A 23,107-nucleotide genomic window follows, 5' to 3' on the forward strand; every position below is an offset into this window, starting at 1 on the left:
GGCCGCAGGTCAGCGTGCCTCGTGCACCGTCATGAAGCCGTCTTGGCTCACGCCGACCACGGTCCTCCGATGCCCTTGCATCTTCAACGCGTCGCCGGTGCTCGCGCCGATGGCGGCCGCCGTCTCCGCGACGCCCACCGGTTTGTTGCCGCGACGCTTCTGCTTACCCGCGAAGCGGGCATGGTTGTAGCCTGACCAGCTGCTGAAGACGGCCGCGCAAAGGACGGCAACGAGCAGGATGACATTGATGTCGCCGCCGTCGCCGATGGGATTGAGTACGTGCAGTTGCAACCACGCGTTGCGCAGCCCGAACGCCCAAGCGCCGAGCGTGAGCAGCGGCAGCCACAGGAAGGCCCAGAACAGCCAGGCGAACACCGTGACCGTGGCGAAGGCAGCCCTCTGCGCCGTCGACTGGCGCTCGGGGCGCTGGATGATGATGGTTTCGGCTTTCATCGAAGTCCCCGGTCCGGGCTGACCCAGATGGCACGCGTGCCGCGGCGTTTCATGATCGCCTTGGGCAGCGCGACCACGGAGGTCGCGGTGTTGAGCAGCCAGTACACCAGTGGGTACCAGATCATCCAGTAGTAGTTGCGGCCGATGCGCGTCTCGTAACGGCGGTCGACCAGCAGGCTGATGAGGAACTGCAACAGGCAGATGGCGCCGAGCACCACGCCGTGCCATTGCGGCAGCAGCGTGTCGACGTAGAGCGAGGGCGGCAGCGGCATGAAGCAACCGAGCACCCAGAGCAGGATGATGACGGACATGGTGTACGACCAGAGCAGGCTCATCACGTATTCGAAGGCCACGGGCCACATGCGCCGCTGGCGCCACTTGAACAATCGCGTCGTGTAACGGAGCAGCACCTCGGACCCGCCCTGGGCCCAGCGCAGGCGCTGCTTCCACAGGCCGCGCACCGTTTCGGGCATGAGGATCCAGCACAACGCGTTGGGTTCGTAGCGGATTTCCCAGTGGCGCATCTGCAGCCGCCAGCTCACGTCGATGTCCTCGGTGACCATGTCGGTATTCCAGTAACCGACATCGTGCAGCGCGCTCTTGCGAAAGCAGGCGATGACGCCGGAGACCGTGAAGATGCGCCCGTACACGCGCTGGGCGCGCTTGATCAGGCCGATGATGGAGGAGAACTCGCCCACCTGGAGCTTGCCCAGGAGCGTGGAGCGGTTGCGGATGCGCGGGTTGCCCGTGACCGCGGCGACGCGCGGGCTCTCGAGCATGTGCATCATCATCCAGTGCGTCGCGTAATCGTCGAGCAGGGCGTCGCCGTCCCCGCACACGAGGAAGTCTGCACGCGAGGCGAGCGCCGCGGCGCGCAGGCCCATGGCCTTGCCCTGGTTGCTCGACATGTGGATGACGCGAAGGGCCGGGTACTGGTCCATCAGCTGGTCGAGCTGCGCGCCGGTATCGTCCGTCGATCCGTCGTTGATCGCGATGATCTCGAAGTTCGGGTATTGCTGCGAGGCGAGGTGGGCGATCGTCTCGCGCACCTGCGCGCCCTCGTTGTGGCAGGGCACGACGAGGGTCACCATCGGATAGTCGGGCAACGGCCTCGGGCGCACGCGCGAGGGCTCCCTTCGCTCCCAGCGCAGGAAATAGATGATGCCGCCGCTCATCCAGATGAGCGACATCACCAGGGGATAATAGAAGGCGAACTCGAGGAGGGCGTGGAGGATGCCGCCGTTCATCGCGCCGGCTCCGGATAGGGATAGTCGGATGCCGAAATCGCGGGGCGTATGGCGTCCAGGGCGGGTCGGTCGTTGAGGAAGTCGTCCGGGTAGTAGCCGATGTGGCGCGCGCCGAGGGCCTGCACGGCGCGCATGCGCGCGGCGATCTCGCCGGCGGGGATCGGCGTGTGCGTGCGCCAGTCCTGCGCGGCGAACTCGAACATCGTGCGCTCCATCGCCCCCGGCGTGGTCTTCACCGCGGCGACCAGCCTGCGGTACCAGCCGAGGCGATCCGGCGCCTTGTCGAGCTGCGGCATCGCCATGACCGCGGTCAGGCCATAGGCGCGGTTGAACGCCGGCAGGCTCTGCGCGAACCACGCCTCGGCGCCCGGCTCCAGGATCGGCCGCGCATAGATGTTGCGCGCCGTGAGCAACTGCGGCCGCCAGGGCCGCATGCGTGCGACCAGTTCCTGGGTGAAGTCGATGAGCGCCTGCGTGTTTTGCGCCGGCGTGTTCTTCGCCCAGGGACCCAGGTTGTCGGTGTCGCGCAGGTAGGCGTCGTCGGAGAACAGGACACCGGCCGTGTCGGTGTACATGGCGAGGTCCTCGTAGACGTCGCCGATCGTCGCGCGCACTTTCGGATCGTACGGTGCGAGGCGGTAGTGGTCGCCCCCCGGCTTCGGCTCGCCGGCGAGCGTCGGCAGCTTTTCGCCGCCGGGGAAGCGGAAGGCCAGCACAGGCATCCAGGCATATACGCGCACCCCCGCGCGGGTGCGCAACTGCCACGACACGCGCGAGAAGAGGTCGGCGCGAACGGGCAGGTGGCGGTTGGGGAAATACACCGCATCCGCGACGCCGTCGCCGTCGGGATCGGCATAGGCCTGCAGCCAGACATCGGTCGGGTGCATCCGCTTGATCCGGTCCAGCAGCTTCGACAGGTTGCGGTCCTGCTGCGCCGGATCCGGGTCGTAGACGTAATCCAGGTCGATCTGCACGGTGCGCGTGGCGTCCACCTGCAACTGATGGCGCATCAACCAGCCAAGCCGGTTGGCGGTGATGTTGTCGCTCACCAGCAGGCGCGGGATGGTGCGGCCCGGCACGAGGTTGGGTTCGTTGTCGCTGAGGCTGAAGGTGACCCTCATGCCCACCTCGGCGGCCACGTCCCGGCCCACGCGGGTGTACTCGCCGTACGGCCACGCGAGGGCACGCGGACGCACGCCGGTGTGGCTCGCGATCTCGGCGGCACTGTGCTCGAGGTCGGCACGAAGGCGGGTGCGGTATTCGTTGGGAGTCTCGTAATGCTTCGCGGCTTCGTCGTAACTCAGCGATGCCGCCGTAGGCAGGAGGTTGCCCTGCGGGTTGGCATCGTGACCCTGGTGCATGCCCCAGGTATGCGAAGCGATCTCCACCAGCCCGGACTTGTGCATCTCCTCCACCTGGTCCCAGGTGAGGAAGCAGGAGCGATCGCAGTCGCTGCCGTTGTACGGCATGCGCTTGCCGTCGGGCATGTCCATCCACGAACCGACGAGCGCCTGCACGGCGGGATAGCCATAGGCGCGGAGCAGGGGATAGACGCGCGTGTAGAAACTTTCCAGGCCATCGTCGAAGGTGAGCAGCACGGCGTCCTTCGGCAGCGGCGTGCCGCCATGGCTCGCCTGTACCACCTGTTCGAGGCTGACGACGTGGTAGCCGTTCGCCTTGAGCCATTCGAAGTGGGCCACGAGGTGGTCGGTGCTGAGGGCGTCGGGATCGCGATCGCCGTTCAGGCGGACGTCGTCGCGCACATCGTGGTAGGCGAGCACGGTCAGGGCGGGCCGCGCGGGGGCGGCCTGCTGCGCGAACGCGGGAAGCGCGAGCCCCAGCAGGGCAAGCAGGATCGACAGCGGACGCATGACTCTCATTCTCCCCAGTGCAGGGTCAGGTCGAGGACGACGCGATGCTCGCGGCGCCCGTCGTAGGGTTGGTTGTGCCAGCCGATGCCCCAGCCGACGTGGAACCCGGGGCCGGTCTGGACGATCTGGCCGTAGCGCAGCGACGCCATCCAGCCGGTGGCGTAGCCGCGTTCGGCGTACTGGCCGACGGCGGCGTCGATGCGCTGGGTGACGCTGCGTTCGTAGAACTGGCCGAGCACGTTTTCGAGCCGGCCGGTGAGCGCGTAGCTCCAGTCGCGGCGAGGGTTGAAGTAAGGGCGGTCAGTGCGGGTATTCATCGAGCCGCCGAGTTCCACGCCGCCGTCCAGCGCCAGGTTCGGCGACGTATGCATGCGCCGGACGATCGATGCCAGCCATCCGGTACGCCGGTTGCCGTCGCTGAAGTCGTCGCGCGACAGGCCAAGCCGCGCCTGGGTCAGCTCGCTCACGCGCCAGGTGACGGTGGTGTCGAGCGTCTTCGCGGAAATGCCATAGAACTGCGCGCGCAGCGGCGTGTCGTCGCCTGCCGTGCTGTAGTCGGCGGACCAGGCCCAGCGATCGCTCAGCGACCAGTCGAAGCCCGCCTCGATGGCCGTCTTGCCGACATAGCGATCCGTGGACGGCAGGGCCTGCACATAGGCCTCGAGGCCACGGGTGTAAGCGCGGATGCCCACGCCCGCGCGGCTGCGTCGCACGTTGCCTTCGGGAAGATCGGCGGTCGAATAGCGTCCGAGGGCGATGACGCGCCAGTGATTGTCGATCAGGGGGCTGGCGATCGTGGCCTGGGTGCTGCCGTCGCGGTCGCCGAAGTCCGGACTGGAGCCCTTGCCGCGCTCGGCCTCGACGTCGAACTGCCAGCCGCGCTCGCGATCCCACGATGCCTGCGCGCGGTCGACGCGCGGACTGCGCTCGGCCAGCGAGCGGGCCGCGGCAAGGTAGGCATCCACCGGCGCGTAATCGTCGAGCACGCGGCTGGCGTTCGCCTTGCCGACATAGGCACCGGCTTCGCGGGGATCCAGCGTCAGGGCGATGTCGAAGTCGTCCAGGGCACGGCGGGGCCAGCCGCGGGCCAGTTCGGTCATGCCGAGTTCGCTGCGCAGTTGCGCATTCGCCGGCGCTTCGCGATGGAGCGGTTCCAGCCGCGCATAGGCATCGGCATGCATGTCGACATAGTCGCGCACGGCGGCAGCGTTGAGGTCGGCGTCGAGCTTGCGCGGGTTCTGGATGGGAAGGGCGCTGCCAGGCACCCGGATCCACGGCGTCTCCTTCGAGGCCAGCTCGTCGATGGTCCGGAAGGCCTTTTGCGTCTGCCCCGACTCGAGGTAGGCGTACATCAGGCCGATGCGCGGCTCGCTCTCGCTGGGATCGTAGGGACCGGGGTCCTTCGCGATGCTGTCCTCGTAGAGCGCCGCGGCTTCGGCCGGACGACGCTTCGCCAAGAGGGCATCGGCGGCGGCGCGCTCGACATAGGGAGGCAAGGACACGCCTTGCGCATGCAGTGCGTCGTAGCGGGCGACCGCTTCGTCCGGACGGCCGGCGCGGGAAAGGGCCACCAGCAGGTCGAAGCCGGCGCGCCGGCGCAGGTCGGAGGGGAGCTGCGGATCGTCGGCGACGCGGCGTGCGTCCTCCACGGACTTGTCGGCTTCCACGTAAGGGTGGAAAGGGTCGGCAGGCTCACCGTCCGCCCAGCGGATTTCCTCGGCCACGCGGTCCGCGCCCAGGCGGTTGCGTTCGGCCATGGACAGCCCCGGTTGCAGGCTGGCTGCCAGTTCCCCGGCGCGCGTGCTGGCCCCCAGCTCCGTCAACAAAGCGACGTTGAGCGCCTGCGCCTCGCGGTCGCCCGGCCAGCGTTCGAGCACGGCCTGACAATGGGCAAGGGCGTCGACGCGGTGTCCCGCATCGCGCTCCTGGCGCGCCGTGGCCATCAGCGCGTCGCGTTCCGCGGCGTGGTCCGCCGCCAGCGCGAGCGGCCCGTGGACCGCCAGCAGCAAGGCCAGGCACAGCCGCGCCCGTGACACCCGTGCGGCGCGCGGGCATGTCGTCGAATTCAGTTTCATCCTGCCAACCAGCTTCCTTTCGGCCCCCGTGAACTGACGTTCCGGCGACGGCGGTGAAGAAAAGGTATCGCGACGTCCCTACGTCGGCGACCCAGCCCGATATTGTCGCCGCAAACAGCGTGCCAGCGACACCCGATCGGGACGCCGGTTTACATGGCTATCGGGCATAGGCCGAAAGATATAGGCCGGGACATGCCGAAAACGCTCACTGACCGAACGTGGTGACGCGGCATGGCCCGCCGGCCATGCGCCACCTGCCGGGGATGACGCGGGAATGACGGGTCCCCGAGGCGGGTGCCTTCTTGATGTGGGTCAACCGGCAGCGGCGTGCCCCGCCTTACGGTAGCCCCTTGATCGACGGGCACCGTATGTCCGTAGAGGACGTACGCCTGACGAGCGGGAGCGGCGATGAGTCATGTCGAGCGTTATTGGGCGCGACCTGCCGCAGAGGTGCTTGCCGCGCTGGATTCGCGCGTCGACGGCTTGACGGCTTCGTCGGCGACCCAGCGCCTGAAGCAATTCGGGCACAACGCACTGACCGGGCCAGCGGCACGGCCCTGGCTCAGCCTGCTGCTCAGCCGTTTTTCCAGCCCGCTCGTCATCATCCTGGTGGTGGCGGCCCTGGTGTCGTTGCTTGTCCGCGAGTGGGTGGAGGCCTGGATCGTCCTCGGTATCGTGCTCCTGACCGCGGTGCTCAGCTTCATCCAGGAGTACCGCGCGTCGGTCGCCATCGAGGCCTTGCGGCGGCGCGTCACCGTGACGGCCAACGTGATCCGCGACGGAGCCTTGCAGGCGATCCGGGCCGAGCAGGTCGTTCCCGGGGACATCATCGAACTCTCGGCGGGTGCGCTGGTGCCCGTCGACGCGCTGGTGCTCGACGCGCGCAGTTGCTACGTCAACCAGGCCATGCTGACGGGCGAGACCCTTCCCGTCGAAAAGCGGCCGGGTACATGCGCCGTCGAATCGGGCCTGGCCGCTCGGGACAACTGCGTGTTCATGGGCACCTCGGTGCGCAGCGGCTGGGCCCGCGTCGTCGCCGTCGACACCGGCCGGGCGACGGTCTTCGGCGCGATCGCCAGGCGACTCGTGCTGCGGCCGCCGGAAACCGAATTCGAGCGGGGACTGCGCCGGTTCGGCGGTCTGTTGATCCGCCTGATGCTGATCGTGGTGGTGGCGGTGCTGGCGATCCACATCGTCATGCACCGGCCGACGATCGACACGCTTCTCTTCGCTGCCGCGCTGGCGGTGGGACTTTCGCCGGAGCTGTTGCCGGCCATCCTTACCATCACGCTCTCGTACGGAGCGCGGGCGATGGCGCGCGAAGGGGTGATCGTGAAGCGTCTGAACGCCATCGAGAACCTCGGAAGCATGGACGTGCTCTGCACGGACAAGACGGGAACGCTCACCCGCGGGGTGATCGAACTCGATGCGGCCGTCGATGCCGACGGCCAGCCCGCGGCGGAGGTACTGCGGCTGGCGGTGCTCAACGCACGCCTGCAGACCGGCATACGCAATGCGCTGGACGACGCGGTGGTGGCGCGCGGCGAGCGCGACGGGCTTCCACGGGATGCCGGCAGCAAGATCGACGAGATACCGTATGACTTCCAGCGGCGGCGCCTCACGGTGATAGTGAACACCCCCTCGCCGGTGCAGGCGATGCTGGTCACGAAGGGCGCGGTGGAGAACGTCTTCGACGCGTGCGCTTCCGCCAGGATAGATCGCCGGGAGGTGGCCCTCGACGAAGGCGTCCGGACGGCGCTGATGAAACGATTCGTCGATTGGAGCGCCCAGGGCTATCGTGTCCTTGCCGTGGCATCGAAGTCCGTGCCCGTCAGGGAGCGATACGATCCGGGGGACGAGGCGGGGATGACCCTCATCGGGTTCCTGCTCTTCTTCGATCCGCCCGAGCCACAGGTTTGCGGAACGTTGACGGCGCTGGGCATCCTGGGCGTCGAAGTGAAAATCGTCACCGGCGACAACCGGTTCGTGGCCCGGCATGTGGCCGAGGCCATCGGCATGCCGGTGAAGGGGATCCTCACCGGCGGCGACTTGCGGGAACTCGGCGACGAGGCCCTCTGGCATCGGGCCATGTCGACGACACTCTTCGCCGAGATCGAACCGAACCAGAAGGAACGGATCATCACCGCCCTCCAGAAAACCGGGCACGTGGTGGGTTACCTCGGCGACGGCATCAACGATGCACCCGCCCTGCACGCGGCCGATGTCGGTATCTCGGTCGATTCGGCCGTGGACGTGGCCAAGGACGCCGCCGATTTCGTGCTGCTGGAGCACGACCTGGACGTCATTCGCCGCGGCATCGACGAAGGGCGGCACACGTTCGCCAATACCATCAAGTACATCTTCATCACCACCAGCGCCAACTTCGGCAACATGGTCAGCATGGCGCTGGCTTCGCTGTACCTGCCTTTCCTGCCGTTGCTGGCCAAGCAGATCCTCCTCAACAACCTGCTGTCCGACATCCCCGCGATGGGTATCGCCGGCGACAACGTCGATCGCGAGTGGAAACTCACGCCGCATCGCTGGGACATCCGGCTCATCCGCCGCTCGATGCTCACCTTCGGGCTGATCAGCACCGCTTTCGACCTGGTCACCTTCGTCGTCCTTCTGACCATGGCCGGTGGCGATCCGGTGATCTTTCGTACCGGATGGTTCCTGGAGTCGTTGCTCACGGAGTTGTGGATCCTCCTGGTGATACGCACCTATCGCCCGTTCTATCGAAGCCGCCCGGGAGGGTTCCTGCGGTGGAGCACGGCCGCGATGATGCCGCTGGCGATCGCCTTGCCGTTCCTGCCGGGAGCCGGCCTGTTCGGCTTCGTGCCGCTCCCGGCGCCGGTCCTTGCGGCGATCCTGGGAATCACCGCGCTGTACGTGGTCGTGTCGGAGGCGAGCAAGCGCATGTTCTATCGACCGAGGCTCCGCAGCTGACACGTCGGGTCGTCCGATGCGCCGGAGTGTCGCGCGCCGGTCGCGGTATCATTCATCGCGAGTCGTATTCGGCATCTGCGCGCCAAGCGGTTGTCGTGGGATCGATTGATCGTTTCCCGTCGAACGAGGACGTCGCGTCGGGCGCTGTACCATCGGGGCGCAGGGACGCGGGAACGAGAGGATTTCCTGCGACACAGTGGCATGACAACGAGGATGTGGCCATGATTCCGAAGTCTGCACCAGGGCAACTGGACACGTCATTTGGAGCAGGAAACGAATGGGGGTGGGCAGGGTGGGTGCTGATTCCCGATCCCGACCCTACCGGCATCGAAAGATTTCTTCATGTAACGAATATCGCTGTCGACGCTGGTCGGCAGATCGTGGGCAGCGCGACCAGGTTGGGAGCCACGGATCCCTACGATTGCGTTTTCCGGCTGCACGCCGATGGAAGTCGGGATACCGCATTCGCAAGCGATGGGTATTGCGAAGTTCCCGATTTTGAAGTCGAAGGGGAGCAGATCCTGATGCGCCCCGCGGTCATTTCCGCGGTTGCCGACGGGAGCATTCTTACATTCGGCAACGTCGGGCCATATGCCTACGCGTGTCGGATCGAATCCGATGGCGAGTTGGACGAATCCTTTGGTGACCATGGCGGTGCCGTCTTCGACCTCGCTGCATTGACCGGCGTAAGGGGGCGGGCCACCAAGCCTTTGGACAAGAAGCCGAAAAGGGCCAGCAGGTCGATGCCTGCTTGCCGATTGGCCGATGGAAGCACATTGTTCGCAGCCCATTGGAACGACGCTTTGCACTTCCTGAAGATCCGGCGTGACGGAAGTCTCGACCCTTCTTTTGGTGTGAACGGTGTCTTTCGCGTTTCGGGCGAGTATCGATCTTTCGAAGTCGACAGCAGAGGGCGGCTGGTGGTTGTCGGCCAGGTGGGTGGGGAAGGTCTCATCCTGCGATTCGACGCGCAGGGCCGGCCGGATACCGCCTTTGGTACGGACGGCCAGGTCCGGATCGGAAATCCCGGCGGGTCGTGCAACTGCCTGGGGGTGAAAGCCCTGTTTGACGACAGGCTCGTCCTTCTCTTCTACTTGTCGGGAGGACTCGTCGACAGCGCGACGCCGGCCCTTCTTCGTCTGACGAGCTGGGGCGCGCGCGATCCCGAATTCAACGGAGGGGAACTATCGACTGTCCGGCTCGCGGGATACTCCTACATCCCGGATTCGCTCGCCATCGACGACGGTCGCCGCATCGTCGTCGCTGGCTGGGGGTATGAGCGAATGGAAGACAGCGCGGTGCCGATCCTGATAACCGCCCTCGTCACGAGGTTCATGCCGAACGGGGCCATCGACGACACGTTTGCTACCGATGGCACCGCTATTCACGACGGCCTCGGCGGGGCAGCCCACGTAGGCATCCAGGACGGCATCCGTCCCGTCATCGTCACCGGAACGGCCTTTGGGCAGAACCAGGGCGCCGTCGCTCGCCTGGTCGGTTCGACACCTTCCGAGGCCGGCACGCTTTCGGCGAGGCATCGCTTCGCATCTCGCGGAGCAGGCACGATGGCATATGCGCCCGAGGCCATGCGAGTGAAGGCGCTGGAGACGGAGAACGTGCGGCTGAAGAAGCTTCTTGCCGAGCAGATGCTTGAGAACGAGGTCGTCAAGGATCATTTGAAAGAATACGAAGCGCGCGGCCGCATGCCCTGGATCGTCAACGGCGACTTCGAAACAGGGCGTCTCGAGCCCTGGATTCGTCTATATCCCGACGACCCGGACAGCGTGAAGGTGGTTGAAGAGGACGGCGGTTGGGTTCTCCAACTGGAGCCGATAGGAAGATCGGTGTGGCAGAACTTTCCCGAATCCACACTCTACGATACGGATGTCGTCGTAAGGTTCCGCGCGAGAATACTGGGTGTAGGGTTTTCACAACTGAAGGTCTTGGTTGCCACGAGCGCGGATCTTGGTTTTTATGGACAGGAGGTGGTCGTGACCGAGTCATCCTGGGCCGACTTCGAGGTCCGTGTCTTTATGGTTGGCAGACTGGGGCATGCGCTGTATTTCGCCAACGTGTCCCCCGGCGAAGGAGGGGTGAGGCAGACGGTTCGTATCGACGACGTCGAGGTTGAGGTCGTGGCGCGCACAAGGCGAGAAGTCGGATAGCCGTGGGGTGGAGCCAGACAAGAAAAGGCCGGGGATGCACACCCCGGCCTTTTTGCACATAGATGAATGGTGGAGCGGAGGAGGATCGAACTCCCGACCTTCGCATTGCGAACGCGACGCTCTCCCAGCTGAGCTACCGCCCCACGAAGCGGCAACTATATCAGCCGGAACCGAAGCTGCCAACGGGGGCGGCGCGACGAGGTTGCGCTACCCCGGGGCATGGGGGCGCCGGGCTTCACCCGGGCAGCAACCCGGACAGCCGCTCGAAGAGTATGCCGCGCCGCCAGCCTTCCAGCGCTTCGGGCCATGTCCCGGTCATCACGTATTCCTCCATGGAGCGGCGAGCGCAGAGCAGGCCGGGAGGGATGTCGAGCTGCGCGGCGAGCGTGTCCACCGCACTGCGCATCTCGTTGATGGCGCGCTTCGCATCGCCCATCGGATGGCCGACGATCGGCGTGGTGCTTTCGACGTCGTCGGCGTCGACCGGGCGATGCAGCAGCTCGAACAGTTCCTGGCGCTGCGGCGAACGCAGCGCGCGCGTGCCGCGGGTGCGTTCGTCCAGCTTCGCCGGCGTGTCGGGGATATTGCCCGTGAGATCGATGGCCTGGGCGTCCTCGAGAAGCCAGGAGCGTGGCTTGTCCAGTTCGCGCGCGCTGGCCTCGCGCCAGCGCAATACGCGGCGGAGCAGGGCCTGCTTCTCCAGCGGCCATTCGCTGGCGGGCTTGAAGCCGCGCTGGGGTTGCGGGTCGCCCTCGCGATGGCTGGCCCGGCGCTTCATGCGGGCGCAGTCTTCGGCGTGCCAGGCGGTGCGGCCGCGCTCGGCCAGGCGTTCCGCCAGGATGGCGTGCACGGGGTGCAGGTGCACCACGTCCAACGTGGCGTACAGCTTCTGCGACTCGGTGAGCGGGCGTTGCAGCCAGTCGCTGCGCGTTTCACCCTTGTCGAGTTCCGCGCCGACCAGTTCCGCGACAAGTGCGCGATAGCTGATGCCCAGGCCCATACCGGCGAAAGCGGCGGCGATCTGGGTATCGAACAGGGTGTGCGGACCGTCTGGAAGATAAGGCGCCAGCGCTTCGAGATCCTCGCCTGCGCTGTGCATCACCGTGACGACGGGCTGCGCGGCGAAGACGGGTTCCAGCGCATCGCGGAGCGGCAAGGCGAGGGGGTCGATGAGCGCGTAGCGCTCGTTGTGCGCGAGCTGGAGCAGGGCGAGTTGCGGATAGAATGTGTTCCGCCGCATGAATTCGGTGTCCAGGCCGACGATGGCCTGCGGCCCGACGGGGGCCAACCATGCGTCCAGCGCCTCGCGGCGTTCGATCCAGGGGGCGTCGGGGGCGACGTCGCTCGATGTCATGCGGGATCCTTGTGGTACGGGGCCGCGTCGACGTTCGTGTTGCCCTGCCGCGCGCGATTCCCTAAGGTGGCAGCGCACGATAGCAGGCCCGCACGGAACCGCCCACCATGCCGAACACCGAGACCGTCCGCCGACAGCGCGCCATTGGCGGCACGCTCGGTGTCGCCGTGCTTGCGTTCGCCCTGTTCTACCACTTCTTCCCGCAGGCCCTGCACGTCCGCCCCACGCAGAACACGCCCCGGTCGCCATTGCGCGGCCAGCCGGCGGTGATGGGCTTCGACCAGCGTCCCCAGGCGGCGCCGCAGGCGGTGGTGTCGGAGATCGATTCGGGGCCGCCCCTCATGCTGGCACCCGCCGCCGTCATCGCCGCGCGGCATCGCGAGAAGACCACCGACATCGCGCTTCCCGCGCAGAAGACGCCCGATTCGCCCGAACTGGTCGCCTTGCTCGATCGCGGCGACAAGGCCCTCGCGGCCGACCGCCTGGTCGGCGGAGCCGACAGCGCCGCCGCTTTGTTCGGAAGAGCGCTCAAGGAGAGCGCGGACAGCCGCAGGGCCCTGGCTGGCATGGAGGAGGTGCGCGGCCGCCTGGCGGCGGGCATCGAGCAGGACATCGCCCTCGGCGACGCCGAGGCGGCCAGAGAGTCCCTGGCCGCCCTCAAGGCGCTTCCCTCGTCGGCCGCGGTCGCCGCGCCGTTGCAGCAGAGGCTGGCCGTCCTCGACAAGGTACGGCCTTTGCTCGGCAAGGCCGCGGCGCAGATGCAGGCCGGCAAGGCCAGCCAGCCGAAGGGCGACAGCGCCCTGGACACCTATCGCTCCGTGCTCCAGCTGGACCCGGAAAACGCGGTGGCGGAGCAGGGCCTCACGAACGTGCAACGGACCGTGCTGGACAAGGCGCTGGCAGCCGTCGCGCAGAACGATTTCGCCGCGGCCGACGCCGCGCTGGCCGAGGCCGCGGCCATCGCGCCGGAATCGCAGGCGCTGCAGGACACCCGCGGCCGTATCGAAGGCATGCGGCGGCAGAACGCCACCACGATGCTCGCGCAGGCGCGCACGGCGCTCGACGCCGGCAACCTCGACCTCGCGCAGCAGCTGGCGACGAAGGCGCAACAGATCAGCCCGGACCTCGCCGGCATCGACGACTTCAACGAGCGGATGACCAACGCCCGGCTTTATGCGAGCTACAAGCCGGGACAGGTGTTCGCGGACCGCTTCGTCGACACCACCGGACAGGCGCCCGCGATGGTGGTCGTGCCCACCGGCCGGTTCGTCATGGGCTCGCCGGAAGGCGAGAACGGCCACGACGCCAACGAGGCCCCGGCGCACGAGGTGCAGGTGGGGAAGGGATTCGCGATGGCGCGCAGCTCCGTCACCATCGGGCAGTTCCGCGATTTCGTGCGAGCTTCCGGTTATGTGCCGCAATCGCAGTCGCTGGGCGGCGGCAGCGTCTACGACGAGCAGAGCGGTGGCCTTCGCGACGAGCCGTCCGTGACATGGCAGGACGATTACGTGGGCAAACCCGGCCAGGATCGCCTGCCGGTCATCAACGTGTCCTGGAACGATGCCAAGGCATACGCCGACTGGCTGTCGAAGCGCACCGGCAAGACTTACCGGCTGCCTAGCGAAGCGGAGTTCGAGTACGCGTTGCGTGCGGGAAGCAGCACCCGTTACTGGTGGGGCGACGGCAATCCGCCCGCGCGCGCGGAGAACCTCACGGGCGGCAACGATCGCTCGGGATCCGGCCGTCGCTGGAGCAACGCCTTCGCGGGTTACAAGGATGGATACTGGGGACCGGCCCCGGTCATGAGCTTCTCGCCGAACCCGTTCGGTCTTTACGACATGGGCGGCAACGTGTCGGAATGGGTCGCCGATTGCTGGCACGACAATTACGTGCGCGCGCCGCGTACGGCGGAAGCCTGGGTGAATCCCGGTTGCGCCCGCCGCGTGATTCGTGGCGGTTCCTGGGGTAGTGCGCCGAACATGGTGCGCTCGGCGTATCGGCAAGGGGCGTCGGCCGATCTGCGCAATGCGCGTGTCGGGTTCCGCGTCGTCCGCGAACTCTGACGCTCGGACATACGCACTGACAAAAAAACCCCCGCGAGATCGCGGAGGTTTTCTATATGGTGCCGAAAGTGGGACTCGAACCCACACTGTATCTCTACAAACGGATTTTGAGTCCGGACGGAATGTACATTGTGTACAGATACTTAGGGTCGATTTCCTTTCCTCAAAGTCACCGCAGTCACGTCCTTGTGTTCTCGGTAAAACTGACTTCTCACCCGAATTGCGGAACGCCTATTTGGTCGGCGTGACCTTGTCGCCGCGGCGCCGGCGAACGTAGTGCTCGGTCATGGTAACGGTGGTGTGGCCCAGCTGCGCCTGCGCCTGGCGGATGTCGCCGGAGGACTCGGCCTTGTCCGTGCCCGCCTTCGCGCGCAGGTCGCGCATCTGGAAGCCCTTGGCGATAGGCCCGGCATCCTTCCGAGCATTGCGGAAGTGGTCATACAGCTGGTTGTAGGTCAGTGGCTGTCCGTCCAAGCCCACGATCAGGCGTGTGGCATGAACCGGGTACGTGGCCTTCCGCGCGCGGATGCGAGTGAGTAGGGCTGCAAGCTGGCCGACAACCTCGATCCGGTTTTTCGCGCTCGTCTTCCCCTGCTTCACTTGGATGAAGCCATCCCGCACCATCGTTTCGTCCATCCGAAGAACGTCACCAACGCGCTGGCCCGTGAGGTATGCCAGGTCGAGCGCGTCCTTTAGGGGCTGCGACGCCTTGGCAAGAACCGCGTCCAGCACCTCGTCCTCGATATAGATATCCCGCCCGGTTTCTTTGTTGCCCTTGACGCCCGAGCACGGGTTGGCGAGGGCCGTGAAGCCCATCTCGCGCGCCCAGTTCCAGATATGAGAGAGCAGAGCCTTTTCGCGGTTGGCGCGTACCTTGGCGGTCTTGCTGCGCCACACGAGAAACGACTTGACGTGCTGAGGGGTGATCTTCTCTAGCGGGCCAGGCGGATCATTGAAATACTCCTTGAGCATCGCAAGTTCTTTGACGTTGTCCTTTTGAGTACGCGGCGACTTCGTCGGCACCACCTCCGCGAGGTATCGATCGGCAACATAGGAGAACGTGATCACCGAGGCGGTCACACGGTCGGCTGCCGCGCGATCGCGTTCCATCTCGCCCCACTTCTTGGCGGCGAGAGCGTAGTCAGTGCCAAGCGGCTTCTCCTTGCGCGGCGAGCCACCCAAATCGTAGAAATAGTAGGTCTTCGCCCCACGCTTGCGCAGCCTCAGGCGCGGAATGGCTCCGGGTCGGCCAGACTTACGCCCCATGTCAAGCCGCCTTGTTCGGCCGCCACTCGGGCTCCGCCTTCGCCGCCTTCGCCTGCGCCGCCGTGCCAGTCACCGCCGCCCACGCCACCACGGGCCACCCATCGGCACGGATGGTATGCCGGATACCGTTCTTGAGCAGGTTGGCGATGACCGTGCGCCGGGTGCCGGCGCCGGTAAGCTCCTTTACCTGGTCGAGCGTCAGAAATTGGGGTTCGTCGTTCGCTGCGTTCATGCTCATACCCTCAAAACGGAACCTGCTCCGCCCAGTCATCACAGCCCTCAGGCTGCACGCTTTCGGGGACTCGTTGCCTCCACCGCCTGCACCAGCCATCCAGGAACTCCACGCACTCCGGGCATGGGGTCAATACGGGCAGGGCTTCCAGTGCCGCCACCGCCCGGCACGCTGCCGATATCAGCGCTTGTCTCTCGTTGCGGTTCGGGTGTTGCAAGCTCATGGGCAAGGATCTCTGGGAACTTGTCGGTCTCGTCGACGGTAATGGACGTGGGCGAAGGCAACTTCCACGCCAGCGGCAGGGCTTCCTCGACGGTGCGCGGGCACTGATCGATCGTGCGGGCCTGCCACCAGCGGAGCGCCTTGGCGCGCGCCATGCCGGCGTGCTCGATGCAGATCCACTCGCTGAAGCGCCGCATGCCGCACTGGTAGGTGACCCTGAGCGACGGCGTCTTCCCCGGCTTCTCATGCCGGGCGTAGGCCACGGAGTGGACCGTGTGCGTCGTAATGGCCCGCTCGCGCTCGGTGGAGAGGACGGGGGCATCTACCGGGCGGTCGGAGTGGGCGGGGTCGGCCGAACCGAAGGTATGGCCGCATTCGCACTGACGCGCGCCTAGCGGGAGTAGGGCCTGACACTTCGGGCACTCCTTGGCCGTTCCACGCTCGACGTGCGCGGCCTTCTTCGGGCGCGCGGCGCGGACACGGATGGCGTCTACGGGGCCATGTTCCAGCATGTTGCCAGCGTAGTCCAAGACAAGGCAGTCCAGCTTGCCTCCCGCGACGATGGCGGCGAAACGCCCTTCCCTGAACTCAAGGTCGTACCCATTTGCGTAGACGACACGGAATCCACGGCCCACTTGCTGGTAGTACATGCCCGGCGACTTCGTCGGTCGCAGCATCACGACCACGTCGATCATCGGATTGTCGTAGCCCTCGGAGGCCACGTTGACGTTCACTAGCCAGCGGTACTTGCCCGAGCGATGCCCGTCGAAGGCATCCTTACGCCCGGCGCTGCCCTGGTGAACCACCGCGTGAGTCTCGCCGCGGGCCTTAAGGGCTGCGCATACAGCCAGTGCGTGCTTGACGTTGACGCAGAAGATGATGCCGCTCTTGCGGTCAGTGGTGCGGGCCAGCACATCCGTGATCGTGGCCTCGACCAGTGGGATCATGGCGTCCGCTAGCTCGCCCTCGACATACTCTCCACCGCGAATGTGGACGCTCGACAGATCGGGCGCTTCGCCAGCCTTACTCACGAGCCGCGAGAGGTATCCGTCCTCGATCAAGTCGCCGACGCGAGCCTCGTAAGCGATATCGTTTGCGACGTAGTTCGGGCCACAGATGGGGATGGCCTGTCCCTGCAATCGATAGGGGGTCGCCGTGAGGATGATGACCCGAAGGTTCGGGTTGAACTTTTTGCACTCGCGAATGAAGGTCAGGTACATGCCGTCACCGCTCAGGGGGATGCCATGGCCCTCGTCCACAATGAGCAAGTCGAATCGGCCCAGTTCGTGCGCGCGCTTCGCCACGCTCTGGATCTGCATGTAAAGAATTTTGTCGAAGCGGTCGCGCCGACGCAGGCCCGCCGCGTAGATGCCCATCGGTGCCTCCGGCCACATGGCGCGCAGCTTCTCGCTGTTCTGCACGACAAGCTCTTGGCGCGGCGCCAGAATGCCCACGCGGCCACCCCATTGCTGCACGGCCTCCTGCGCGATGGCGGCCATGAGGGGCGACTTGCCGGCGCCCGTGGGGAGGACCAGGGCGGGGTTGCCCTCGCGGTGGCGGAGGAAGTCCCAGCAGGCTTCTAGGGCTTGGGATTGGTAGGGACGCAATACTAGCCCGGCAGCCATGCTTTGCCTCCTCGTATGCGGGATACAACCGACTGGTGAATACCGAAGCGCTCGGCAATTTCGCGCTGCGTTCCCGTTGACGAGCGAATAATTTCCACCTTCTCGGCATCAAGGCGCGTGTCGGTGCGATTCCTCTGTTGTGCTGACTTGGTTGCCCACCGACAGTTTCCCGGCTCATAGTTCCCGTTTACATCGATCCGATCGATCGTCATGCCAGCGGGACGCTCACCCATATCGGCGAGGAACCCCACGAACTCTGTCCACCTTTCACACACGGTGATCCCGCGCCCGCCGTACTGCGGATAGCTTGCGTGGGATCTCTGTGTGCATCGTTGCATCATGGACCTCCATGATTGCCACGTCGGAGTCTGGTAATCGGCACGGTTGTGTCCGTGCACTGTGTTGCGCCTAGTCGCTCTCTTCGATGCTTGTTCACTCTGAAGGCATCCGCATGATGCAGTTGTGCCGTGACGCAAAGCCTGCCCGATAACGGTAGCTTCTTTGCCGCAGTCGCAAATGCAGAGCCATGCTGCTTTCCCCCTTCGACTGCCGGACCTGGTTACAACGACCAGTCTGCCTATGCGAACACCGGTCATGTCTTTCACTGGCGATCCACTCACGCCGCCTTCCTCCCAGGAGCCACCCGGTGCCGTTGATACGCGCCACCCTCGATCCGACGCAGGCGCACACACTCACGCAGGTCATCCTCGATCTGCCTCCATAGTGCGAATCGCCCCAGCTCCTGCGTGTACACGCCGACCATCTCGTCGGGAATGGCGCCCGCCGGAAACTCGACGGTCACGAGGCCGTCGGGGTCAAGGCACACCGCGCGCGGAGTCTTGAACTCCATGATGGCCTCGGCAGCACGATCGGCGCAGTAGGAGAGGGTGTTCTTGCCGATGCGGCCGACGACTTGTTCGGTCATGTCAGGCGACTCGGCGAATTTCGCTAGTGAGGACGCGCGGCTCCTCGCGACCCGGAAGCTCGACGGCCGCCGTGGTGCGGCCGATATCGTCGTGCAGCTTCAGTGCGTCGATTTCGCACTTCACTGCATTGATGTACGTGCCGGCGACTATGGACGTTGCCTTAGCGCGTTCAACCACCTCGGGCGTCGCTTCGGGGTCGCCAAGCGCCTCGAGCATCGCCACGAGGTGGTTTCGCACATCGCTCATCTTGTTCTTCATGCCTTGCTCCGGCGGTTGATCTTGCGGTTGAGGGCGCCCTTAAGCTGAATAAGCTGTGCGACGTCCTTCGGGTAGTTGTTGTGGTAGCTGTTGCGGCGCATAAGCTCCTGGCGGCTCACAAGCTCAAGCGCGTCGAGCGTGATGTGCTCCGCCTCGGTGGTTCGACGCCCTGGCAGAAAGGCCACAGCGTGGCCGGGAGGCACCGGGCCATTGGCGGCCTCCCAAACGATTCGGTGGACGCCAATCCAGCGGCGCGCAGGCACGGGGTGATCGTCGGTCACCTTGCGCTCTAGGTAGCCATCCTTGCTGATCCGCTCAGATCCCACGGGCACGTAGTTGTGCTGCGCGGCTCCGGCCATCGTGCCCTTCTTGAACTGGGTACGACGGCAGTTCTCGTGCGTGCCAGTTGAGCCCTTGAGGCCCTTGTTCCACGAGTCGTGCCCGGCCTTGAACTGTGTGGCCCGCATGGCGGGGTTCTGCTTGCCTCGCTGCACGCGCCCGCTTCGGTCGCTGGCGTAGAACGCCTCGGATTTCGATAGGCCAAGCTTTGCCGCGCGCTGGTAGACGGGTCCAACCGGCCGGCCGAGCGCTTTTGCAATGGCACTTGTCTGCTCGTGCGGGTAGCGAGCACGCATCAGGTCGTCCTCGGCGTCGGTCCAGCGGCGGCCGCTCACGCTGCCTCCTCAACCGGCACAAACCGGCCATCAAATTCGTCACGGATTTCGTTTGCCAAGCTGTCCCGCAGGATGGCCGGTGTCATAGCGGCCAGTTCCTCCGACCCGAACGAGCCCGGACCCCTCGGCCCATTGCGGAACACCACGCCATCCGCGCTCGTGTACTCGACCCAATTACCCCCCTCGCTGGCGTCCGTCGCCTCTCCCCAGCGCTTGAGCAGAGCCGGGATGTAGCGATGCTCCGGGCAGCCCGTGCGCTGCGCGTCAAGCGGAATATCCGCCTTCCACTTCGCGCACGACCAGCGGCCGTCGCCATCGGGTTCGGGCGTGGCGTGGGCGCAGGTGCGGCAGGAGACGGCGGGTAGGCGGTTCGTATGGCATACCGGCGATGCTGGACAGAACTTGCACTTGTAGAAAGAGGGGTCCGCGCTGATACCATGCGGTGGCTCCTTACCGTAGATCACTCGCTCAGCCTTAGCCTCCAGAGACTTCGCGAAGGTCGCGTCGTAGCGCACGCGCTCGCTATACAGATCGTCGGTGTCCTTGTTCACGGCCAGGTACAGGGCGCGGGTGAGCTGCGACCAGTGCATGTAAATCTGCATCTGCGCGTAGTGCTCGGGCTTGGCCTTCTGTACGCCATCCTTTTGAAGAGTCACGAAGCTCTTAGCGTTATGAGTCTTGAACTCAGCCACGTGGTAGGTCTTCGGTGCCTCGGGAACTCCGAGGATGGCCGCGTCCATGCTTCCTCCCGCATGACCTCCCACGGCCTTGAAGTTGAACTGCGCGCCCGTGGCCGGATCGATGTCGTACACCTCGCAGCCGATGGCCCGAAGTTCGGATACGAAGACCGCTTCCTCTCGCTGGCCTCGGTCGAATAGTCGCTGCATGCGGCCTTCGAACCGCTCGCCGCCAGTCGCCCAGCGGAAGCCGTACCAGAGTTGCCGTTCGCACTCTCGGCCGATGACGGACCCGCCAAGATAGGCGCGCGGCTGGGACTGCTTTCCGGCCCAGAAGCTATAGATGGCTTCAACCGTTTGGCTTGTTGGTTTCTCGGGAAGAAGGGCCATGTTCGCGTTCTCGCTTCAATGGGTGGACCGGGCCGGAGGTGATCCCGGCACTGGCTTCACAGAGCCAAGGGAGACTTGTCGCACCAATACGTCTCTCTTTCTGCCTATACCCATATCAATCAGTGCATGGGTGCTTAGACGTTCCTGGCTGCGCTCACTACTGCGCATTCCGGTCCATAACAAGTGAGCCGGCTCCCGCTACGAGTGTTGAGGGGGCAAAACCCGGTCTATGCGTTAACCGGCTCACTTGTGCCCCGTGCTACTCGACGGGGCGGCGAGGCTGTCTTTTCAGGCTGTCACTCGATCGGTTCCTTTACGCGGAACTTGCATCGAGATTCCCCGCGACCGGTCTTTCCCGGTTGTCACTGGCTTCTCAGTGAGTAGCGGCAAGGCCAGGACCGTGCCACGTTACTCCGGTGGATACCGCTTCCGACTTCGCTCTCGCATTACCTACGCGGCCTTCCGCGCTTAGAGTCAGGTTGCAGTGATCGACCGGCGAGATACCCCCACTTCAAGCCAGTGCCGGTGTTATGTGCGCCACCGCCGGCTGGGCTGATTCGTTAGGCCGCCTTGTTTGCCCACGGCGGCGTGGGGCTGGCCGGCTGGTTGTTGGCGGCGGGAGCGGAAGAGGGCGCCGAGTTCGTGGCGACACCGTCCGAGAGCCTTTTCCACGCTTTGATCTCGTTGCTGTCGCGGTCGGTGACGTAGCCGTTCTTCTGCTCGGTCCCGGCGGGGATGTACTCGACGCGAATCACGTGGGGTTTGAAGTGAAGCTCCTGCGAATCCACGGGATTCGCAACGCCGGTCACCTCGCGGATGCTGGCGAACTGCCGATTGGCGATTTCCTGGGCCGTCGAGTTGGTGCTCTTGAGGTTCAGGCGCGCCCAGAGCTTGCGGCCCTTGTACTGCCCCTCAGTGATCTCGTACGCCAGTTCCAGATATTCGCCGTCGCCTCGCTTCGTCGGCTTCATGTCGCTATCCACGATCACGGCCGGATATTCGCCCGTCGGGATGGCGTTGAAAGCGGTTTGCGATTCGGCGTTCGGGTCGTACTTGCTATTCAGGTTTGCCATGTTCGTTTCCTTGGTTCGATTGTGGTGCGCGGTGGCTAGGATTACGCCGCCTGCTCGACGGCCATGCCGTTCGGCACGTACATGGCGAACGGGTTGTCGCCCTTGGCATAGGGAATGTCGCGCTCGATGCCAAAGCGGTTCTTGCTGATATGGCTCGGGGTCGGGTAGCAGGTGATGATCCGCGAGCCATCGGAGTGGGCGCGCTTCTTGTCCGCGTCACCCGTGGTGAAGGTCTTGAGCTTGATGAACGCGACGAGATCGACGTTGTCGCTGTAGTGCGACACGGACTTCTTGTGCATGCGGATCGTGTAGCGGGTGTACGGGTCGGCGTCCGGAAGCTCCAGGGTTTCGCTGTCGGCGTGCGCGATGAACACGACGTTCATGCCCTTGGCTGCGGACAGCGATCCCGCCCAGTCGCGCAGCTGACGGTGACGGTCGGACACAGCCGAGTGCCCGGCGCCGTAGCCGCCCATCGCTTGGTTGATGCTCCTGGCCTTGGGATCGGACGCGACCACCTCGGCCTCGATCATGGTGTTCAGCTGCGTCACCGAGTCGATGACCAGGGTGCGGAACGGGTGGCCCTCGGTTGCCAGCGACGTAATGGCGTCGAAGACATCCTGCGAGGACTGAGCCACCGGGAACAGGGCGACGTCATTGCGGCCAGTGAGGCTCGCCGTGCCATCTTCCGTGCGGATGATGACCGGAGCCGGGAAGCTGGCCGCGAGCGAGGTCTTTCCCATGCCACCCTCTCCGACGAGGGTCGCGATGATCGGGCGCTGGCCGGTGGGCGCGGTAAGTGTCGAGAGAGAAATTGCCATGTTCAGTTCTCCGGGTTCTTTGCGTATTCGCCCGTACCACGCGGGCGGCGATTGATGGCTTGTTCGATGTCGTCTGCCCATCGGCAGTTTTTGGGTTCGTAGTTGCCGTTCGTGTCTATTCGGTCGATGCTGTGGTCCGTTGTTGGGCGAGGTCCCATATCCGCCATGAACGCCGAGAAATCGTCCCACCGATCGCAAACCTCGATGCCTCTGCCACCATATGCGGGGTAGTCCTTGCACTTTGGATTGCTGCAACGCTGACGCATGGACTTCCAGATGGCGTACTCGGGTAGCTGGTTCGCCAAGCCGTGCTTCGTCATCTGCCGTCCGCGTGCAACACCGGCTTCCTTGGCCCGAGACGCGCGGACTTCATTGTTCAGGCAGCCGCAGGACGACGACTTGCCGCTGACGACGACCGAGGCTGCGATCTCCTTCATGCTCCCGCACTCACACTCGAACAACCACACGCGCTTTCCGTGCTTGTCGCTTCCTTCGCTTTTGATCGCGGTAAGGCGTCCGAAGCGTTGTCCTGCGATGTCGAGGCGAGCGACCATTACGTCGATTCCTTGGCGAGTTCGTTCAGTAGGGCGTCTGCGTGCTGGACGGCGAGTTGTGCGATGCGTTCGGGGTTGTCGTGCGTCTGGAGCGTGAGCAGCCCCTCCATGGCGGCCATGGCGATGCGTTCGCGCTTAGTCAGGTCTGGCGAGTTGACCGTGTGTTCGATCATCGCCATGGGGAAGGCGGAGCGGCTGCCTAGTTCTTTGGGGTCCAT

At 65.2% G+C, this 23,107-nt stretch carries 19 protein-coding genes and 1 tRNA gene; 3 read left to right on the plus strand and 17 right to left on the minus strand.

Annotation, left to right across the window (positions count from 1 at the left end):
* Nucleotides 1–9: 9 nt before the first annotated feature.
* From pgaD to pgaA, 4 genes are read right to left on the minus strand one after another with little or no spacing between them, the layout of a single operon-like run.
* Nucleotides 10–453, minus strand: a complete 444-nt coding sequence (gene pgaD / locus HBF32_RS02430) for a poly-beta-1,6-N-acetyl-D-glucosamine biosynthesis protein PgaD (protein WP_166698037.1) — start codon at nucleotides 451–453, stop codon at nucleotides 10–12.
* On the minus strand, nucleotides 450–1,700 hold the full coding sequence (pgaC, locus tag HBF32_RS02435) for a poly-beta-1,6-N-acetyl-D-glucosamine synthase (protein WP_166698038.1): 1,251 nt from the start codon (nucleotides 1,698–1,700) through the stop codon (nucleotides 450–452). The genes pgaD and pgaC overlap by 4 nt, the downstream gene beginning before the upstream one ends.
* Nucleotides 1,697–3,571, minus strand: coding sequence for a poly-beta-1,6-N-acetyl-D-glucosamine N-deacetylase PgaB (gene pgaB, locus HBF32_RS02440; protein ID WP_166698039.1), 1,875 nt, complete (start codon nucleotides 3,569–3,571; stop codon nucleotides 1,697–1,699). Before pgaB ends, pgaC begins: the two co-directional genes overlap by 4 nt.
* A 5-nt stretch (nucleotides 3,572–3,576) precedes the next feature.
* Entirely contained in the window at nucleotides 3,577–5,646 is a 2,070-nt protein-coding gene (gene pgaA, locus HBF32_RS02445) for a poly-beta-1,6 N-acetyl-D-glucosamine export porin PgaA (RefSeq protein ID WP_166698040.1), read from the minus strand.
* A 408-nt stretch (nucleotides 5,647–6,054) separates the two neighbouring features.
* Here pgaA and mgtA point away from each other — a divergent pair, with 408 nt between their 5' ends.
* Nucleotides 6,055–8,592, plus strand: a complete 2,538-nt coding sequence (gene mgtA, locus HBF32_RS02450; protein ID WP_166698041.1) for a magnesium-translocating P-type ATPase — start codon at nucleotides 6,055–6,057, stop codon at nucleotides 8,590–8,592.
* A gap of 221 nt (nucleotides 8,593–8,813) precedes the next feature.
* Nucleotides 8,814–10,757, plus strand: coding sequence for a hypothetical protein (locus tag HBF32_RS19685; RefSeq protein WP_166698042.1), 1,944 nt, complete (start codon nucleotides 8,814–8,816; stop codon nucleotides 10,755–10,757).
* Nucleotides 10,758–10,824: 67 nt separating this feature from the next.
* Here HBF32_RS19685 and HBF32_RS02460 read toward each other — a convergent pair.
* A tRNA-Ala gene (locus HBF32_RS02460) sits at nucleotides 10,825–10,900 on the minus strand.
* 92 nt (nucleotides 10,901–10,992) lie between these two features.
* Nucleotides 10,993–12,111, minus strand: a complete 1,119-nt coding sequence (locus tag HBF32_RS02465) for a ribonuclease D (protein WP_166698043.1) — start codon at nucleotides 12,109–12,111, stop codon at nucleotides 10,993–10,995.
* Between the two features lie 107 nt (nucleotides 12,112–12,218).
* Here HBF32_RS02465 and HBF32_RS02470 point away from each other — a divergent pair, with 107 nt between their 5' ends.
* On the plus strand, nucleotides 12,219–14,174 hold the full coding sequence (locus tag HBF32_RS02470; RefSeq protein ID WP_166698044.1) for a formylglycine-generating enzyme family protein: 1,956 nt from the start codon (nucleotides 12,219–12,221) through the stop codon (nucleotides 14,172–14,174).
* A 231-nt stretch (nucleotides 14,175–14,405) separates the two neighbouring features.
* Here the strand turns inward: HBF32_RS02470 and HBF32_RS02475 are convergent, their stop codons facing one another.
* The 11 genes from HBF32_RS02475 to HBF32_RS02525 all read right to left on the minus strand — a co-directional run bounded on the left by HBF32_RS02475 (nucleotide 14,406) and on the right by HBF32_RS02525 (nucleotide 23,107).
* Nucleotides 14,406–15,440 (minus strand): site-specific integrase, encoded by a 1,035-nt coding sequence (locus HBF32_RS02475; RefSeq protein ID WP_166698045.1) that lies wholly within the window; start codon nucleotides 15,438–15,440, stop codon nucleotides 14,406–14,408.
* Between the two features lies 1 nt (nucleotide 15,441).
* A complete protein-coding gene (locus tag HBF32_RS02480; protein ID WP_166698046.1) occupies nucleotides 15,442–15,672 on the minus strand; it encodes a DUF4224 domain-containing protein in 231 nt (76 codons plus the stop codon).
* Between the two features lie 47 nt (nucleotides 15,673–15,719).
* Nucleotides 15,720–17,519: a DEAD/DEAH box helicase gene (locus HBF32_RS02485; RefSeq protein WP_166698047.1), complete on the minus strand. Its 1,800-nt coding sequence runs from the start codon at nucleotides 17,517–17,519 to the stop codon at nucleotides 15,720–15,722.
* A 616-nt stretch (nucleotides 17,520–18,135) separates the two neighbouring features.
* Nucleotides 18,136–18,444: a hypothetical protein gene (locus tag HBF32_RS02490; RefSeq protein ID WP_166698048.1), complete on the minus strand. Its 309-nt coding sequence runs from the start codon at nucleotides 18,442–18,444 to the stop codon at nucleotides 18,136–18,138.
* Between the two features lies 1 nt (nucleotide 18,445).
* Nucleotides 18,446–18,703 (minus strand): hypothetical protein, encoded by a 258-nt coding sequence (locus HBF32_RS02495; protein WP_166698049.1) that lies wholly within the window; start codon nucleotides 18,701–18,703, stop codon nucleotides 18,446–18,448.
* Entirely contained in the window at nucleotides 18,700–19,377 is a 678-nt protein-coding gene (locus HBF32_RS02500; RefSeq protein ID WP_166698050.1) for an HNH endonuclease, read from the minus strand. Before HBF32_RS02500 ends, HBF32_RS02495 begins: the two co-directional genes overlap by 4 nt.
* Nucleotides 19,374–20,444, minus strand: a complete 1,071-nt coding sequence (locus HBF32_RS02505; protein ID WP_166698051.1) for an oxidoreductase — start codon at nucleotides 20,442–20,444, stop codon at nucleotides 19,374–19,376. The genes HBF32_RS02500 and HBF32_RS02505 overlap by 4 nt, the downstream gene beginning before the upstream one ends.
* A gap of 560 nt (nucleotides 20,445–21,004) precedes the next feature.
* Nucleotides 21,005–21,517 (minus strand): DUF669 domain-containing protein, encoded by a 513-nt coding sequence (locus HBF32_RS02510; protein ID WP_166698052.1) that lies wholly within the window; start codon nucleotides 21,515–21,517, stop codon nucleotides 21,005–21,007.
* 41 nt (nucleotides 21,518–21,558) lie between these two features.
* Nucleotides 21,559–22,335 carry an ATP-binding protein gene (locus HBF32_RS02515; RefSeq protein WP_166698053.1) on the minus strand — a complete coding sequence of 259 codons (777 nt, stop codon included), beginning with the start codon at nucleotides 22,333–22,335 and terminating at the stop codon, nucleotides 21,559–21,561.
* A 2-nt stretch (nucleotides 22,336–22,337) separates the two neighbouring features.
* Nucleotides 22,338–22,889, minus strand: a complete 552-nt coding sequence (locus HBF32_RS02520) for a hypothetical protein (protein ID WP_166698054.1) — start codon at nucleotides 22,887–22,889, stop codon at nucleotides 22,338–22,340.
* Nucleotides 22,889–23,107: a hypothetical protein gene (locus tag HBF32_RS02525; protein WP_166698055.1), complete on the minus strand. Its 219-nt coding sequence runs from the start codon at nucleotides 23,105–23,107 to the stop codon at nucleotides 22,889–22,891. The genes HBF32_RS02520 and HBF32_RS02525 overlap by 1 nt, the downstream gene beginning before the upstream one ends.

It is taken from the genome of Luteibacter yeojuensis (assembly GCF_011742875.1).
GTDB lineage: Bacteria > Pseudomonadota > Gammaproteobacteria > Xanthomonadales > Rhodanobacteraceae > Luteibacter > Luteibacter yeojuensis.

Coding starts and splice junctions, on each gene's coding strand:
- HBF32_RS02485 (WP_166698047.1), bottom strand. CDS start 17,519: ATGGCTGCCGGGCTAGTATTGCGTCCCTACCAATCCCAAGCCCTAGAA.
- HBF32_RS02525 (WP_166698055.1), bottom strand. CDS start 23,107: ATGGACCCCAAAGAACTAGGCAGCCGCTCCGCCTTCCCCATGGCGATG.
- HBF32_RS02475 (WP_166698045.1), bottom strand. CDS start 15,440: ATGGGGCGTAAGTCTGGCCGACCCGGAGCCATTCCGCGCCTGAGGCTG.
- pgaB (WP_166698039.1), bottom strand. CDS start 3,571: ATGCGTCCGCTGTCGATCCTGCTTGCCCTGCTGGGGCTCGCGCTTCCC.
- pgaA (WP_166698040.1), bottom strand. CDS start 5,646: ATGAAACTGAATTCGACGACATGCCCGCGCGCCGCACGGGTGTCACGG.
- HBF32_RS02520 (WP_166698054.1), bottom strand. CDS start 22,889: ATGGTCGCTCGCCTCGACATCGCAGGACAACGCTTCGGACGCCTTACC.
- HBF32_RS19685 (WP_166698042.1), top strand. CDS start 8,814: ATGATTCCGAAGTCTGCACCAGGGCAACTGGACACGTCATTTGGAGCA.
- HBF32_RS02465 (WP_166698043.1), bottom strand. CDS start 12,111: ATGACATCGAGCGACGTCGCCCCCGACGCCCCCTGGATCGAACGCCGC.
- HBF32_RS02490 (WP_166698048.1), bottom strand. CDS start 18,444: ATGACCGAACAAGTCGTCGGCCGCATCGGCAAGAACACCCTCTCCTAC.
- HBF32_RS02470 (WP_166698044.1), top strand. CDS start 12,219: ATGCCGAACACCGAGACCGTCCGCCGACAGCGCGCCATTGGCGGCACG.
- HBF32_RS02515 (WP_166698053.1), bottom strand. CDS start 22,335: ATGGCAATTTCTCTCTCGACACTTACCGCGCCCACCGGCCAGCGCCCG.
- HBF32_RS02505 (WP_166698051.1), bottom strand. CDS start 20,444: ATGGCCCTTCTTCCCGAGAAACCAACAAGCCAAACGGTTGAAGCCATC.
- HBF32_RS02495 (WP_166698049.1), bottom strand. CDS start 18,703: ATGAAGAACAAGATGAGCGATGTGCGAAACCACCTCGTGGCGATGCTC.
- HBF32_RS02510 (WP_166698052.1), bottom strand. CDS start 21,517: ATGGCAAACCTGAATAGCAAGTACGACCCGAACGCCGAATCGCAAACC.
- HBF32_RS02480 (WP_166698046.1), bottom strand. CDS start 15,672: ATGAACGCAGCGAACGACGAACCCCAATTTCTGACGCTCGACCAGGTA.
- pgaC (WP_166698038.1), bottom strand. CDS start 1,700: ATGAACGGCGGCATCCTCCACGCCCTCCTCGAGTTCGCCTTCTATTAT.
- pgaD (WP_166698037.1), bottom strand. CDS start 453: ATGAAAGCCGAAACCATCATCATCCAGCGCCCCGAGCGCCAGTCGACG.
- mgtA (WP_166698041.1), top strand. CDS start 6,055: ATGAGTCATGTCGAGCGTTATTGGGCGCGACCTGCCGCAGAGGTGCTT.